General features: G+C 58.4%; 15 protein-coding genes and 1 tRNA gene. 4 read left to right on the plus strand and 12 right to left on the minus strand.

Annotated elements, in window-relative coordinates:
* Positions 1–114 precede the first annotated feature (114 nt).
* The 4 genes from AC5JQH_RS06520 to AC5JQH_RS06535 all read left to right on the plus strand — a co-directional run bounded on the left by AC5JQH_RS06520 (position 115) and on the right by AC5JQH_RS06535 (position 3,599).
* Positions 115–579 carry a DUF3015 domain-containing protein gene (locus AC5JQH_RS06520; protein ID WP_008171548.1) on the plus strand — a complete coding sequence of 155 codons (465 nt, stop codon included), beginning with the start codon at positions 115–117 and terminating at the stop codon, positions 577–579.
* Positions 580–668: 89 nt separating this feature from the next.
* The gene (locus AC5JQH_RS06525) at positions 669–2,534 is read left to right on the plus strand and encodes an Lnb N-terminal periplasmic domain-containing protein (protein WP_008171546.1); all 1,866 of its coding nucleotides are present in this window, start codon (positions 669–671) and stop codon (positions 2,532–2,534) included.
* Entirely contained in the window at positions 2,504–3,382 is an 879-nt protein-coding gene (locus AC5JQH_RS06530; RefSeq protein ID WP_008171545.1) for an alpha/beta hydrolase, read from the plus strand. The genes AC5JQH_RS06525 and AC5JQH_RS06530 overlap by 31 nt, the downstream gene beginning before the upstream one ends.
* The gene (locus AC5JQH_RS06535; protein ID WP_008171543.1) at positions 3,369–3,599 is read left to right on the plus strand and encodes a hypothetical protein; all 231 of its coding nucleotides are present in this window, start codon (positions 3,369–3,371) and stop codon (positions 3,597–3,599) included. Before AC5JQH_RS06530 ends, AC5JQH_RS06535 begins: the two co-directional genes overlap by 14 nt.
* Here the strand turns inward: AC5JQH_RS06535 and pnp are convergent.
* From pnp to folP, 12 genes are all read right to left on the minus strand, one after another.
* The gene (gene pnp / locus AC5JQH_RS06540) at positions 3,575–5,689 is read right to left on the minus strand and encodes a polyribonucleotide nucleotidyltransferase (protein ID WP_493805972.1); all 2,115 of its coding nucleotides are present in this window, start codon (positions 5,687–5,689) and stop codon (positions 3,575–3,577) included. The genes AC5JQH_RS06535 and pnp overlap by 25 nt on opposite strands.
* Positions 5,690–6,048: 359 nt before the next feature.
* Positions 6,049–6,318, minus strand: coding sequence for a 30S ribosomal protein S15 (gene rpsO, locus AC5JQH_RS06545; protein ID WP_008171539.1), 270 nt, complete (start codon positions 6,316–6,318; stop codon positions 6,049–6,051).
* A 78-nt stretch (positions 6,319–6,396) separates the two neighbouring features.
* A complete protein-coding gene (gene truB, locus AC5JQH_RS06550) occupies positions 6,397–7,338 on the minus strand; it encodes a tRNA pseudouridine(55) synthase TruB (protein ID WP_053113039.1) in 942 nt (313 codons plus the stop codon).
* Positions 7,335–7,757, minus strand: coding sequence for a 30S ribosome-binding factor RbfA (gene rbfA, locus AC5JQH_RS06555; RefSeq protein WP_008171536.1), 423 nt, complete (start codon positions 7,755–7,757; stop codon positions 7,335–7,337). The genes truB and rbfA overlap by 4 nt, the downstream gene beginning before the upstream one ends.
* Before the next feature lie 25 nt (positions 7,758–7,782).
* Positions 7,783–10,326 carry a translation initiation factor IF-2 gene (gene infB / locus AC5JQH_RS06560; protein ID WP_053113040.1) on the minus strand — a complete coding sequence of 848 codons (2,544 nt, stop codon included), beginning with the start codon at positions 10,324–10,326 and terminating at the stop codon, positions 7,783–7,785.
* Between the two features lie 18 nt (positions 10,327–10,344).
* Entirely contained in the window at positions 10,345–11,838 is a 1,494-nt protein-coding gene (gene nusA / locus AC5JQH_RS06565; protein ID WP_014578293.1) for a transcription termination factor NusA, read from the minus strand.
* A 55-nt stretch (positions 11,839–11,893) separates the two neighbouring features.
* Positions 11,894–12,355, minus strand: coding sequence for a ribosome maturation factor RimP (gene rimP, locus AC5JQH_RS06570; protein ID WP_008171533.1), 462 nt, complete (start codon positions 12,353–12,355; stop codon positions 11,894–11,896).
* Positions 12,356–12,675: 320 nt separating this feature from the next.
* A tRNA-Leu gene (locus AC5JQH_RS06575) sits at positions 12,676–12,760 on the minus strand.
* A 7-nt stretch (positions 12,761–12,767) separates the two neighbouring features.
* Positions 12,768–13,148: a preprotein translocase subunit SecG gene (gene secG, locus AC5JQH_RS06580; RefSeq protein ID WP_008171532.1), complete on the minus strand. Its 381-nt coding sequence runs from the start codon at positions 13,146–13,148 to the stop codon at positions 12,768–12,770.
* A 24-nt stretch (positions 13,149–13,172) separates the two neighbouring features.
* The gene (gene tpiA, locus AC5JQH_RS06585) at positions 13,173–13,931 is read right to left on the minus strand and encodes a triose-phosphate isomerase (protein WP_273084572.1); all 759 of its coding nucleotides are present in this window, start codon (positions 13,929–13,931) and stop codon (positions 13,173–13,175) included.
* Between the two features lie 75 nt (positions 13,932–14,006).
* Entirely contained in the window at positions 14,007–15,350 is a 1,344-nt protein-coding gene (glmM, locus tag AC5JQH_RS06590; RefSeq protein WP_008171529.1) for a phosphoglucosamine mutase, read from the minus strand.
* Positions 15,350–16,180 (minus strand): dihydropteroate synthase, encoded by an 831-nt coding sequence (gene folP / locus AC5JQH_RS06595; RefSeq protein ID WP_008171527.1) that lies wholly within the window; start codon positions 16,178–16,180, stop codon positions 15,350–15,352. Before folP ends, glmM begins: the two co-directional genes overlap by 1 nt.
* Positions 16,181–16,202: the final 22 nt, after the last annotated feature.

Consider the following 16,202-nt stretch of genomic DNA (forward strand, 5'->3'; position numbering starts at 1 on the left):
ACGGTCAACCTGTCTCCACAAGACCAGTCAGGGCCGTTTTCGCAATGCTGCTCCACGTCAGGAGCAGCATTGTGTATTGCGACGACAGCTTTAAACCACAGGAAGGAGTGGATAATGAAAAAACTGATCGCAGGTGCAATTCTTCTTGGTGCCTCTTCCATGGCCTTTGCCCAACCGGGCTGTGGCGTCGGTGCCATGATCTGGAAAGGACAATCCGGCATTGCCCCCCACGTACTCGCTGCAACCACCAACGGTACCTTTGGTAACCAGACGTTTGGTATGACCACAGGTACCCTTGGCTGCCAGACCAACCAGTCTGTTCAGTCCATGGCCATGTACATGGACAGCAACATCGACAAGGTGGCCCGGGACATGTCCCGCGGTTCCGGCGAGAACCTGGACACCCTGGCAGTACTTCTGGGTGTTGACGAAGCGGATCGCGATGCGTTCCGCAAGGTGCTGCAGGACAACTTTGCCACCATTTTCCCGGACTCTGACACCACCTCCGGCGAAGCCGTGGACGCCATCGTCGCGCTCCTGGAGCAAAACGAGTCACTCAGCAAATACGTAGCAGCCTGATCCAGGCTCCTTGAAGGGACTCTCATGCGCCAGGGACGGCGCATCGTTCCATTCTCTACCCTGTTCAACCCCGGATGCAGCACCAACCCATGGGCAACATGCTTCGCATTGGGCCAGCCCTGATCTGGCTTGCAGTCAGCCTGCCGACCCAGGCCAATTCGCCTGAACACGCAACCGAGCTCCATCTCGACCCTGCCTGGCTCACACTCATTCATTATCAACCCGACAGGTTTGGTAGCGGATATACCAGCCAGGCCGATGATCCGGCCTTTTTCCTGAGCGAAAATGGCAAGCACTCCCCCCGGGCAGAGCTCAAAGCCACCCTGGATGCTATCCAGATAGACGGGGAAGGCGACGACCACGCCCTCTGCCGCTTCCCGGCACGGGCAACCTGGCTCAGTCAGCAACTTGATCTGTCGCTACCGGAGATCGAGTGTCCCGGCTTCCAGGAATGGTCGGAAACATTGAACACCGAGACGGTGACCCTGGTGTTTGCCGCCTCTTACCTCAACAGCCCGTCTTCCATGTTCGGGCACACGTTTCTGCGCCTGGACCCACCCCAGGATGACGACGAAACCAACCTGCTGCTGGCCAACACAATCTCCTATGCCGCTGATGCCGCCGCCCACGACAGTGAACTGCTGTTCGCGTACAAGGGCATTTTCGGCGGCTATCCCGGCATCACTACGGTCCAGCCGTACTACGAGAAAATTCGGCTTTACTCCGACATCGAACATCGTGACCTGTGGGAGTACAAACTGAACCTTACCCAGGATGAAGTGGACCTGATGATTGCCCACGCCTGGGAAATACGGGATCGGAATTTTGATTATTACTTCTTCGATGAAAACTGCGCCTATCGCCTGTTGGCGCTGATAGACATTGCCCGCCCGGGCACGGACCTTTTGGGGGAAGTAAGCACTCACGCCATTCCGTCGGACACGGTTCGCTGGGTGGTCGACAAGGATCTGGTCAGCGAAGTCTACTACCGCCCCTCGGCTGCCACGTCGGTGGCCTACAGTCTCTCTAGCCTGCCCGACGATCAACAGACCCTTGCGGCAGCCGTCGCCAACGGATATGTAGCCGCTGATGGTAGCGAAGTGAAGTCACTGCCAGCCGAGCAAAGAGCACATGTTCTGGACGCCACCTACGATTATGTTCGATACAAGAGCGAGGCCGACGGCTGGCCCCGTGAAATCGCCGCACCACTCTCCCATGACCTGTTGAGAGAGCGCAGCCAGATCAGCGACGTCGCACCGCCCGAGGAACCACCCGAACCGGTAGTTCGGGATGATCAGGGCCACGACACCTTCCGACTGAGCCTCGGAGCAGGCCAGCAGGCACACAGGGAATTCACCCAGTTGACCCTGCGCCCGGCCTACCACGATGTGCTGGACCCGCCGGCCGGCTACCGTACCGGTGCCCAGCTGCAGTTCCTCCGACTCGACGCGCGCCTGTATACCGACAACGACGAACTTCAACTGGAACAGCTTACCGGCGTGGAAATCCGCTCCCTGAGCCCGCGGAACGCCTTTTTCTCGCCACTGTCCTGGCAGGTAGGTTTTGGTGGCCGCCGCACGGATACTGGCAACGATCGGGTCCTGACGCCCTATCTCGAGGGCGGAGCTGGCGGCAGCTGGCGCCTTGGCAACCAGACCCAGGCCTTTGCCATCGCCACCGCCGACCTTGAAATCGACGACGACCTGCGCCGAGGCTACGATGCTGCCCCCGGCGCCGACATCGGCCTGCTCCATCAGAACAACCAGTTCAGCCTGCTCGCCGGTGCCAAAACCAAGGCCTGGATCGTCAGCAGCCAGCACCGCCAGGACCAGCTTTACGCCAAAGCCAACTGGCACATCGGCCGCGAGTTCAGTCTGTTTGCCGAGTTCACCCGGGAAGACCACTACGACAGGTATCAAAGCCTATGGCACGCCGGAATCCACGCGTATTTCTGACTGCCACCACGGCCCGGTTAAGCGGGCTTCTGGTTGCGCTTCTGCTGCTATCCGGTTGCAGCAGCGTTTTCTTTTACCCGGATCGGGTGACTTACATCACCCCGGACCGACTGAACCTCGAATACGAAGACATCTACCTCGACACGGCCGACGGCGAAACCCTCCATGGCTGGTGGCTGCCCGCAGAAGCCCCTGAGAACAACGCCAGGGGCACAGTCTATTTCCTGCATGGCAACGCCCAGAACGTCAGCAGCCACATCCTCAACGTAGCGTGGCTGCCCGAGAGAGGCTACAACGTCTTTACCATCGACTACCGGGGCTACGGCAAATCCACCGGTGACCCGGACATCGAAGGCGCGCTGCACGACGTGGAAACCGGCCTGCGCTGGCTGGCCAAAAAACCTGACGTGACCGACCGCCCCCTATACATCCTCGGCCAGAGCCTCGGCGGCGGTCTCGGAATCGCCCTGGCCAGTGAATGGACTCAGAGGGAGGAACAGCCCCGGCTGGACGGTGTAATCCTGGATGGTACCTTCTCCGGCTTTCGCAAGATCGCCCGGGAGAAATTAGGTGGGTTCTGGCTTACCTGGCCGTTGCAGATCCCGCTAAGCTGGACCATACCCGACGACTACGAAGGTGTGGATCATATTCCTAGGATCAGTCCGGTGCAGGTGATGGTAATCCACAGCGTTCGAGACGGGATTATTCCCTTTCATCATGGAGAGGCGCTGTTTGAGGCAGCACAGGAGCCCAAAGAGTTCTTGCAGACGGATACGCCTCACGGGGCGACGTTTGTTATTCCCGGGTACCGGAGAGAGGTGCTTCGCTTCATGAATGCTGGGCGATAGAGTGTGGGCGGCTGTTGGGTTTCCCTTTTCAAAAGTGTTGAGGGCCAAGGACGGCCCGAAACAAGCGCACATGGATGTGCTCGTAGCGTCTTTTGAAAAGGGAAACCCAACAGCCGCTTGCAACCAAGCCAAGCGCAAGAAAAAACCCGCCAATCCAGAGGAAAGGCGGGTTTTTATTAAGCCCGAAAACGATCAGGCAGAGAAATCGGTCGGCTGATCGCCTTCCTTGATTTCCTTCATGGACAGCTTCACGCGACCACGGTTGTCCACATCCAGCACCTTCACCAGAACTTCCTGACCTTCGCTCAGCTCGTCAGTCACGTTCTCGATGCGGCGATCAGAGATCTGGGAAATGTGCACCAGACCATCCTTGCCAGGCAGGATGTTAACGAAGGCACCGAAGTCTACAATGCGCTCTACGCGGCCCTTGTAGATAGCACCCACTTCGATCTCGGCCGTGATTTCCTTGACCCGGTTAACCGCCGCCTGGGCAGCTTCCTGGTTGTCGGCGTAGATCTTCACGTTGCCATCATCATCCAGATCGATGGAGGCGCCGGTCTCGTCACAGATCGCGCGGATAACAGAACCGCCCTTACCGATAACGTCGCGGATTTTCTCCGGATTGATCTTGATGGTGGTGATGCTCGGCGCACGGGCAGACAGCTCGGCACGCGGCTCGGAGATCACCTTGTTCATCTCGCCCAGGATATGCAGACGCGCAGCGTGAGCCTGCTCGAGAGCGATTTCCATGATCTCGTCGGTGATGCCGTTGATCTTGATATCCATCTGCAGGGCAGTTACGCCCTCCTGGGTACCGGCCACCTTGAAGTCCATGTCGCCCAGGTGATCTTCGTCACCCAGGATGTCAGTCAGAACCGCGAACTTGTCGCCTTCCTTGACCAGACCCATGGCGATACCGGCAACCGGTGCCTTGATGGGTACACCCGCGTCCATCAGTGCCAGGCTGGAGCCACAGACAGAAGCCATGGAGCTGGAACCGTTGGACTCGGTGATCTCGGAAACCGCACGGATCGCGTACGGGAATTCTTCCAGGGTCGGCATAACCGCCAGAACACCACGCTTGGCCAGACGACCGTGACCGACTTCGCGGCGGCCCGGGGTGCCCACACGACCAGCTTCACCTACGGAGTACGGAGGGAAGTTGTAGTGGAACAGGAACGGGTCCTTGCGCTCGCCTTCCAGAGCATCAATGATCTGCACATCGCGGGAGGTACCCAGCGTGGTGGTCACGATGGCCTGGGTCTCGCCACGGGTAAACAGGGCAGAACCGTGAACGCTGGGCAGAACGCCCACTTCGATTTCGATCGGACGGACGGTTTTGTTGTCACGACCGTCGATCCGGGGCTTGCCATCGATAACCTGCTGGCGAACCACGCTCTTCTCGATCTTGCCGAAGTACTTTTTAACTTCGTCTTCGGAAGGCTGGCCTTCCTCTTCACCGGCCAGTTTTTCAACGGCAGCGGCTTTCACCTCACCCAGGCGCTCGTAACGGGCCATCTTGTCGCGGATGCCGTAGGCTTCCTCGATAGCACCGGCAAAGTCGGCCTTGATGGCGTTCAGCAGCTCTGTGTTCTCGGTCGCCGGCTGCCAGTCCCAGCGGGGCTTGCCAACTTCAGCAGCGAACTCCTTGATGGCGGCAACCGCTGTCTGCATTTCCTGGTGGCCGTAAAGAACACCGCCCAGCATCTGGTCTTCGGTCAGGCCCTTGGCTTCGGACTCAACCATCAGAACCGCGTCTTCGGTGCCGGCAACAACCATGTCCAGCAGGGAGGTTTGCAGTTCTTCAAACGTCGGGTTCAGGAAGTAACCGCGCTCATTGGTGTAACCCACGCGGGACGCACCGATGGGGCCATCGAACGGAATACCGGAGATGGACAGAGCGGCAGAAGCCGCCAGCATCGCGGCAATATCCGGGTCCTGGTTCTTGCTGGAGGACATGACCGTGGTGATGACCTGAACTTCGTTCATGAAGCCGTTCGGGAACAGCGGACGAATCGGACGGTCGATCAGGCGGGAGGTCAGCGTTTCCTTTTCGGAAGGACGACCTTCGCGCTTGAAGAAGCCACCGGGGATTTTGCCCACGGCGTAGGTCTTCTCGAAGTAGTTCACGGTCAGCGGGAAGAACGGCTGGCCGGGCTTGGCTTCTTTGGCGCCAACAACGGTGCCGAGAACGGAAATATCATCCACGGTTACCAGTACGGAACCGGTTGCCTGACGGGCAATGCGGCCGGTCTCCAGAGTGACGGTTTTGCCGCCAAGCTCAAATGATTTCTTGAAAGGTTTCAGATCCACAAAAAACTCCTGGTCTATCTGTTCCAGATTGATTCGTTCCGGGCGCCCCTGCGCTCGAAACCATAGTTCTGCAGATGATGTGCTGTGGTCTGAAGAGCAACCCGTCTGAAAGCTAACAGGCTGTTGCAAAACCCCGGTCTGGGAGGCGGCGGTTCCGGAGGCCGCCAGGCCCGGGCTTTTCAACAACCTGCTATCAATTTCGGCTTTCCATTACGACAGGGAATCCTTCGAACACACAGACAATCCAACTGCAGTGGGAGAAAAACACAACCAGCAGTCCCCGCGAGGAGGACTGCTGGTTGACGACTGCCGCCGGACGTACCGGCACAGCCCTCAGGTCGTAAAGACCCGGATTAGCGACGCAGACCCAGACGCTGGATGAGCTCCAGGTAACGATCGGCGTTCTTGCGCTTGAGGTAATCCAGCAGCTTACGACGCTGGTTTACCATCCGGATCAGGCCGCGGCGGGAATGGTGATCCTGCTTGTTGGCCTTGAAGTGATCCTGCAGCTTGTTGATGTTCGCGCTCAGCAGTGCCACCTGAACTTCAGGGGAACCGGTATCGCCATCACCTTGCTGAAAATCCTTAACGATCTGTGCTTTCTCGTTGGCAGAAAGTGCCATAACTCACCTCATTGTTTGCGATGCTTTCGAATACGGCCGAACCGCGCATCTCTACAGCCCGGCTAGACAGCGACGCGCCTAACGCTTTCCGCTGCTTTTCACCAGTCGGCGTGGGACCAGATTGGTCTGCTCGCCTTCCGGGAATGCTTCTGCAAGCCCGACGAAGCTTTCGTTAGCGCTCTCATTCGCATAGAGACGCACGAACCCGTCGTAAGCCTGACCCGGTATTCTAACCGGTTGTCCGTTCAAGATCGATACCAGCGCCTGCCCCGCCAGACGGTGCTCGGGGAACATGGACAGCGCGGCATCCGGTGCCACGAGGAGACCATCAAGGCTTTCACCCCGTTCACGCATCGCCTCCAGATCACTCACGGCATGGGCATCGGCCAGGGTGAACCCGGACGCCATGGTACGGCGCAGCGCCGTCACATGGGCTCCGCAGCCCAGGGCTTCACCGATATCCTCAACCAGTGAGCGAATGTACGTACCCTTGGTGCAGCTGACCGCGATATCCAGTTCATTCTCGCGAATATCCAGGAGCGTCAGTTCGTAAATGGTCACCGGTCTTGCCGGACGTTCCACCTCGATACCTTCGCGAGCATATTCGTAGAGCGGACGCCCTTTGTGCTTGAGCGCCGAGTACATGGAGGGAACCTGTTGGATATCACCCCGGAAACCGTCAAGTAACGGCTCCAACACCTCCGCGGTGAGACCGGCCGGTACCGGTTTCTCGGCAACGACGGCGCCCTCACTGTCACCGGTTTCGGTTTGGACTCCGAGCCGGGCGGTGGCAATGTAGGCCTTGTCGCTGTCGAGCATCATCTGGGAGAACTTGGTGGCCTCACCGAAGCACAGCGGCAGCACGCCCGTGGCCAGGGGATCAAGAGCACCGGTGTGGCCCGCCTTGGCGGCCCCGAACAGGCGCTTCACCTGCTGCAGGATGCCGTTGGAGGTAACACCTGCCGGCTTGTCGATAACGAGGATACCGTTAACGTCACGGCCTTTGCGTCTGCGGCTCAAGCGTTACGCTCCGGGTCATCCTGATCATCGTCGGTGCGGTCAACGGCCGGCTTGTCGCCGACCGCTTCCCGAATGAGGCTATCCATTTTGCGGCTGTATCCCTGCAGCGTATCGAAGTGGAAACGCAGCTGTGGCACAACCCGCAGCTTCATTGCGCGACCTACCTGGCCCCGCAGAAAGCCCGAGGCTTTGTTGAGCACCGCAATCGATTCCCGGACCTCCGGAGACTCTTCCGTCAGTTCTTCGGTGGAAAGCAGGGAAACATAGATATCGGCGTAGCCAAGATCACGACTGACCTTGACTGCGTTGACCGTGACCATACCCACCCGCGGGTCTTTGACTTCCCGCTGGATGAGCTGGGCCAGTTCCCGTTGCATCTGATCGCCGATGCGATCAATACGACTGAACTCTCTTGGCATTAGGCTTCCTTCAAAATCGGGCGCATCACGCGCCGGTGGACTCAAGCTTGCGCTCGACCCGGACGCGATCGAAAACCTCGATCTGGTCGCCGACTTTCACGTCGTAACCCTTAACGCCAATACCGCATTCCATGCCGTTACGGACTTCAGGTACGTCGTCCTTGAAGCGACGCAGGGATTCCAGCTCGCCTTCAAAGATAACCACATTGTCCCGCAGAACCCGGATCGGCTTGTTACGGTAAACCGTGCCTTCAGTAACCATGCAACCGGCCACCTGACCAAACTTCGGCGAACGGAACACATCACGCACGTCGGCGATGCCAACAATATCTTCGCGGAATTCCGGTGCCAGCATGCCAGTCAGGGCTGCTTTCACATCATCAATCAGGTTATAGATGATGCTGTAGTAGCGCAGGTCCAGACCTTCCTGCTCAACCAGGCGCTTGGACGCTGTGTCGGCACGGACGTTGAAACCGAAGATTACCGCATTGGTTGCCATGGCCAGACTGACGTCGGTCTCGGCAATACCGCCAACACCGGACGACACGATCTTGACCTGAACCTCATCGTTACCCAAGTCCTGCAAGGCCTTGGTGATGGCTTCCAGCGAACCCCGAACGTCGGTCTTGAGCACAACATTGAGGGTTTTGACCTCGTCCTTGCCCATGTTCTCGAACAGGTTCTCAAGCTTGGCGGCCTGCTGACGCTGGAGACGCTGCTCCCGCTCACGGCTCTGACGGAACTCGGCCAGCTCTTTGGCCTTCTTCTCGTCGGCAACGGCGAAGAACTCGTCACCGGCATCCGGTGTACCGTTCAGACCGAGGATCTCGACCGGAATAGACGGGCCTGCTTCCTTGACCTGCTTGCCGGCTTCATCGGTCATCGCCCGGACCTTACCGAAGTAGGAACCGGCTACAACCATGTCGCCCTGACGCAGGGTACCGTTCTGTACCAGGACAGTCGCAACGGAACCGCGGCCACGCTCAAGGCTGGATTCGACGACCACGCCTTTGGCAGGCGCATCGGTTGCCGCCTCAAGCTCGAGCACTTCTGCCTGAAGCAGCAGCGCTTCCAGCAGATCTTCAATGCCCTCACCGGTGTGTGCTGAAACAGGCACGAACTGAACGTCACCGCCCCAGTCTTCCGGAATGACTTCCATGCCCGCCAACTCGGTCTTGACGCGATCGGGATCGGCCTCTTCCTTGTCCATCTTGTTGATGGCAACAACGATCGGCACCCCGGCGGAGCGCGCGTGCTGGACGGCTTCCTTGGTCTGTGGCATCACGCCGTCATCGGCGGCAACAACCAGGACAACGATATCCGTGCACTGGGCACCGCGGGCACGCATGGCGGTAAAGGCCGCGTGGCCCGGGGTATCCAGGAAGGACACCATGCCGTGATCCGTTTCTACGTGATAAGCACCAATGTGCTGGGTAATACCACCAGACTCACCGGAGGCCACCTTGGTACGGCGGATGTAGTCCAGCAGGGAGGTCTTACCGTGGTCAACATGACCCATCACGCTCACAACCGGAGCCCGCTTGGTCTTTTCGCCGCCCTCGAAGGAGAATTCGCTCAGAACCTCTTCCTCGAACGCATCGTCGCTGACGGTCTTGGCTTTATGACCCAATTCCTCGGTCACCAGAACGGCAGTTTCCTGGTCCAGTGCCTGGTTGATGGTGGCCATTACGCCCATGCCCATCAGGGTCTTGATAACATCAGCCGATTTGACTGCCATACGCTGGGCAAGGTCACCGACAGATATCGTTTCCGGAATCTCTACTTCTCTGACCATTGGTTTGGTCGGCCTCTCGAAAGCATGACGCTTCTCTTTGGGTTTCTTTTTCGCACGCAGCGGCTTGCGCAGCGTGGTCTCTTCCTCATCCTCGGAGATAACCAGCGGCTCTTCCACCGGACGACTGCGAGGACCACGATGGCCTGCCTGCTTCTTCTTCGGCTTGCCCTCTTCGATCTCGTCGCCGCGCTCGCGAACTTTTTCTTTCTTTTTCTTCGGCTTGCGGTCCTTGCCATCGCCCTCGGGCGGCGGCATCGGCATATCTTCCGGAGCGGGAACCGGCTCGGGCTCCGGCTCTTTCTTCGGCTCGGCCTTCTCTGCCTGCTCCGGCTGCTCTGCAGTCGCTGCCTCTGCGGGCTTCTCCGCTTCCGGCTGCTGGGCCTGCTCGGCCGCTACCTTTGGCGCCTCTTCCACCGGTGCCTGCTCCGGCTGCTGCTCAGCTACCGGCTCTTCCGGTTTAGGCGCTTCAGCCTCAGGCTGCAATTCCGCCCGTTTGATGTAGGTACGGCGCTTGCGAACCTCAACGTTGACGGTCTTTGCCTTGCCGGCCTTGAGCGTCGTAGTGGTCTTGCGCTTCAGGGTAATCTTGCGCGGTTCGGCGTCGGCCTCACCGTGGGTCTTTCTCAAATAGGCCAGCAACTGCTGCTTCTCATCGCTGGAGACAGAATCATTCTCGGAGCGGGCTTTCAGGCCAGCCTCCACAATCTGCTTCAGCAAACGATCCACGGGAGCGCCTACATCTTCGGCCAGTTGTTTTACCGTTACTTCAGCCATACTGGTCCTCCTCCCGAATTAAGCCTGGTCTTCAAACCAGGGGGCACGTGCAGTCATGATAAGCTGACCGGCACGCTCTTCATCCATACCTTCAATCTCGAGCAGATCGCCAACCGACTGCTCTGCCAGATCTTCCATGGTGCGCACACCCATGCCGGCCAGCTTGAAGGCCAGGCTACGGTCCATGCCATCCATTCCCAGAAGATCCTCTGCCGGCTCAGCGCCTTCGAGCGCTTCCTCGCTTGCCAGGGCCTGGTTCAGCAGGACGTCCTTGGCGCGACGGCGCAGCTCGGTGACGGTTTCCTCGTCAAAACCTTCGATCGCCAGCATCTCTTCCATTGGCACATAGGCCACCTCTTCAATGGAGGTAAACCCTTCCTCGATCAGTACACCGGCAAATTCTTCATCAACGTCCAGATTGCCAGTGAAATGCTCGACAAGCCGGCTGTATTCCTGCTCCTGACGCTCACCGGCTTCTTCCTCCGTCATCACGTTCAAGGTCCAGCCGGTCAGATCGGTGGCCAGGCGAACGTTCTGACCGTTACGGCCGATTGCCTGGGCCAGGTTGTCTTCCGCCACAGCCACTTCCATGGTGTGCCGGTCTTCATCCATAACGATGGACGCCACTTCTGCAGGCGCCATGGCATTGATCACCAGCTGGGCCGGGTTGTCGTCCCACAACACGATATCAACGCGCTCACCGCCCAGCTCATTGGACACGGCCTGAACCCGGGAGCCACGCATACCAACACAGGCGCCAACGGGATCAATACGGCGATCGTTGGTCTTCACCGCAATCTTGGCCCGGGAACCGGGATCACGGGCAGCGCCGCGAATCTCGATCAGATCTTCAGCAATCTCGGGCACTTCGATGCGGAACAGCTCGATCAGCATCTGCGGAGAGGTGCGGCTGAGAATCAACTGGGGACCGCGGTGATCCGTACGGATCTCCAGCAGCAGCGAACGCACCCGGTCACCCATCCGGAACGTCTCGCGGGGGATCAGGAATTCGCGGGGCAGCAGCGCCTCGGCATTGGCGCCCAGATCGACAATCACGTTGTCGCGAGTAACCTTCTTGACGGTACCCGACACCAGCTCACCAACGCGGTCGCGGTAGCTGTCCACAATCTTGGTGCGTTCAGCTTCACGAACCTTCTGGAAGATAATCTGCTTGGCAGCCTGGGCGCCAATGCGGCCAAAGGCTTCAGATTCGATTTTCTCCTCGTGGATATCGCCAGGCTTCAGGGCCGGGTCGATTTCCTCGGCTTCCTGCAGGGTGAGCTCAGTGCCCAGCGCAGGAACGGCATCGTTATCCACCACCAGCCAGCGGCGGAAGGTTTCGTATTCGCCGGTTTTCCGGTCGATTGATACGCGGATATCCGCCTCTTCGTCTTCAAAGCGTTTTTTGGCAGCTGTGGCCAGTGCCAGCTCGATCGCTTCAAAAATCACATCCTTCTCGACACCTTTCTCGTTCGAGACGGATTCAACCACCAGCAAGATCTCTTTACTCATTGGATTGCCCTGCCCTTAAAATCAACTGTGCGTCCACGGACTTTATTCAAATCGTTCACTCAAACACCGGCACGATGTGGGCTTTTTCAATGCTGTCGAATGGCAGCAGATACTCGTGATCATCAACGACCACAACCACATCATCACCTTCCACGCCTTTGATCAGCCCCTGAAACTTCCGGCGACCTTCAAATGCCATCCGGAGACGAATCTGAACCTGGTGACCAACAAAGGCCTCGTATTGCTCTAGACGAAACAGCGGGCGATCCATCCCCGGGGATGAGACCTCCAGTGTGTATTCGGTCTGGATGGGATCTTCCACATCCATCACACCGCTGATCTGGCGACTGACTTTCTCACAGTCGTCGACTCCGATGCCGTTTTCGGCATCGTCAATAAACACCCGTAACAGGGAATGATGGCCCTGCGAGCGGAATTCAATGCCCCAGAACTCATACCCCAGACCTTCCACCACGGGCTGAAGAATGTCTTCCAGTTGCTTAAGCTTGGCTGACAAGTTGTGCCTTCTCCGTTATCAATTTACCGGCCACAAAAACAAAAAAAGGGCTGTTTTATCAGCCCTTTTTATGCACCAGGGCCCTTTGCGCCAGGCCCCTTAATCAAAAAGCCCCTGACAATGGGGCCTTTTGTTGCAAGAACTCGCAGGAAGCAAACCGGTGTACCGCTTCCTGCTGACAGACACCTGGCCTGCCAGAAACCCGCCAGCACCACGCGGCAGGTCCCAATATCCGCCGGAGTATAGAGACGCCGGACAGACTGGTCAAGGACTGACCAAAAAAAACGGCCTGGAAACTCCAAGCCGTTTTTCTTCTAATATGGTGCCCGGGGCCGGACTCGAACCGGCACGGCTTTCGCCACTACCCCCTCAAGATAGCGTGTCTACCAGTTTCACCACCCGGGCAACATTCTTACTCGAGTTCAGGGAGATCAGACTCCCCACCCTCGGCTTCGCTGGCTGCGGCTTCGCCATTGTCAGCAGCGGTATCAGCAGGGGCGGCGCTGCTGGATTCCTGAACAACTGGAATACCGGCTTCGCCTGCCACTTCGGCACGCTGCTTGGCAAAAATCGCCAGCGAGAAACTTGTTACAAAAAATACCACTGCGAGCAGAGTCGTGAAGCGGGTGAGAAAGCTACCGCTACCCTGACTACCAAACACAGTCTGCGATGCACCACCACCAAAGGCAGCGCCGGCATCTGCGCCTTTGCCCTGCTGGATCAGCACCAGACCCACCAGCGCCACCGCGATCACCACGTGCACAACGACTACCAGCGTTTCTACCCAATCCATAACGACTCTCGCGAACCTTTAAATTCAGGTACCCGCCGGAACACTCCGGCAAATACTTACAAAATCTTCTGCTTTGAGCGACGCTCCGCCGATCAAACCGCCGTCAATATCCGGCTCGGCAAAAAGAGCGGCTGCATTATCCGCTTTTACACTGCCCCCGTAAAGGAGGGAAATCTCATTGGCCGGCGCACCCATCTCTGAAAGCACCTGCCGAATCGACGCATGCATTGCCTGCGCGTCCTGTGCCGTAGCGGTTTTACCTGTTCCGATCGCCCAGACAGGCTCATAGGCAACCACTACACGCTGCCACTGCTCGCTTGCGACCGTCGCAAGGCCTGCCTTTACCTGGGCGGCAACAACGGTCTCGGCCTTACCAGCCTCACGCTCTTCCAGGGTTTCACCAACACAAACCATGGCCTGGAGCCCGGAAGTGAGAATGCGACCGACTTTTTCGGACACTGCAGCGTCTGTCTCAGCGAAGAGCTGGCGACGTTCGGAATGACCGACCAAGGCGTATTGACAGCCCTGATCCAACGCCATGTCCGCGGAAATCTCACCGGTGTAGGCTCCGGACGCCCATTGCGCCACGTTCTGAACACCGACCGACAGCACATCGCCTGCGCTGGCAACCACGTCCGGGACGTAAATAGCGGGAGGAATGATAACAACCTCAACGCCATTATCAAGAGAGGCCGCCTGGGATCGCACATCGCTTACCAGCGTTTGTGCCAGGTCTTTCGACCCGTTCATTTTCCAGTTTCCGGCTACAATCTTCCGACGCATAACAGTTCCCGAACGTTAGGGAGGGCGAACTATACAGCACTCCCTCCCGGCAGACAACCGCCTGAAAACACAAAATTAAGCGGTGGATTTCTCCACAACTTTTGCCAGTTCCTCGACTACCCGAAGAATCTCGCTGGCGTCCTGCCCCTCCGCCATCACACGGATCAGCGGCTCTGTGCCAGAAGCCCTCAACAGAATCCTGCCGGAACTGCCCAGCTCGGTTTCGGCCTTGCGCACCGCAGCTACGATATCATCACGACTGAACGGATCGAAACGCTGCGCCACCCGAACGTTGATCATTTTCTGGGGGAGCTTGCTCATCCCCTTCCGCAGATCCGCAAGGGTTTTCCCGGACTTCCACACTGAAAGAAGGACCTGCAGCGCCGAAACAATACCATCACCGGTACTGGTGCAGTCGCGGATAACCATGTGGCCAGAGCCTTCGCCACCGAGCACCCAGTTGTTGGCGAGCAGCCGCTCCATCACGTAACGGTCGCCGACTTTTGCACGCTCGAACTCGATTCCGATTTCATTCAAAGCAAGCTCGACACCCAGATTGGTCATCAGCGTACCGACCACACCGCCTTTCAGGCGATCCTCGGCAAAGCGTTGGGACGCGATGACGTAGAGCAGCTCATCGCCGTCGACCTCGGATCCGTCCCGATCCACCATCAGAACCCGATCGCCATCCCCATCGAATGCGATCCCCAGATCAGCGTTTTTTTCGATCACTGCTGCCTTGAGCGCCTGCAGATGAGTGGAGCCAACGTTAAGGTTGATATTGAGCCCATCGGGATCGCCACCGATAACCGAAACCTTGGCCCCAAGCTCCCGAAATACCTTGGGGGCCACGTGATAGGTGGCGCCATGGGCACAGTCCAATACGATATTCATGCCGTCGAGCGTAAACTCATTGGGCACAGTGCTCTTGCAGAATTCCACATACCGGCCCGGCGCGTCGTCAACGCGGGAGGCCTTGCCCAGCTCAGTCGGGCCACAAACCTCAATGGGCTTGTCCAGCCAGCGCTCGATCTCGGCTTCAAGAGCATCGTCCAGCTTGGTGCCGGCCGCTGAGAAGAACTTGATGCCGTTGTCGTGGTGGGGATTGTGGGAGGCGCTGATCACAATGCCGGCCGAAGCGCGGAAAGTGCGAGTCAGGTAAGCGATTGCCGGCGTTGGCATCGGACCAAGCAGCTTTACATCCACACCCGCCGCCGCAAGGCCAGCCTCAAGGGCCGACTCAAACATGTAACCGGACAGGCGAGTATCCTTGCCGATCAGTACGCTGTTGCGCTGACCATCGCGCTTGAAGGCCTGGCCCGCAGCCCAGCCAAGTTTCAGCATGAATTCCGGCGTTATCGGAAACTCACCCACGTGCCCGCGAATACCGTCCGTACCAAAGTACTTTCTCTCGGACATTAACCTGCCTCCTTCACTGCCGCCACCACACGGATAGCGTCCACTGTTTCCCTGACATCGTGCACACGAATAATACTGGCACCCTTCATGGCCGCTATTGTCGCGGCCGCAAGGCTCGCAGGCAACCTTTCATTCACCTCACGGCCAGTGATATGGCCCAACATGGACTTCCTGGAAACGCCAACCAGCAGGGGATGCCCGAGGATGTGCATCTGCTCAAGGGAGGCCAGCAACTGCAGGTTGTGCTCAAGGCTTTTCCCAAAACCGAAGCCGGGATCCAGCAGGATGTTTTCAGGGCGAATTCCGGCCTGCTCCGCAACGCGGATGCGCTCGGTCAGAAAAGCACTGACTTCCCGACGCACATTCCGGTACTCGGGACGATCCTGCATGGTATCCGGCTCCCCCTGGATGTGCATGATGCAAACCGGTATGCCCGCTTTTGCAGCCACTTCCGGAGCACCGTCACGCTGCAGGGCCCGCACATCATTGATCAGGCCGGCCCCGAGTTTTGCCGTTTCAGCCATCACTTCCGGCGCACTGGTGTCTACCGAGATAACCGCGTCGAGCTCCCGGGCTGCTGCCTCAACCACCGGGCAGACCCGGTCCAGCTCTTCCTGCAACGACACGGGCGTGGCACCCGGGCGCGTGGATTCGCCACCGATGTCGATAAACGTGGCGCCATCGGCAACCATCTGCCTGGCCCGGACGAGAGCCGCATCCGGCCGGTTATATTGGCCACCATCGGAAAACGAATCCGGTGTTACATTCAGAACGCCCATCACGTGGCAGCGGGACATATCCAGTTCCCGCCCGGCAAAATTCATTTTCATGGCAAACCTTTTTTCACAATGA

It is taken from the genome of Marinobacter sp. H13 (genome assembly GCF_059072335.1).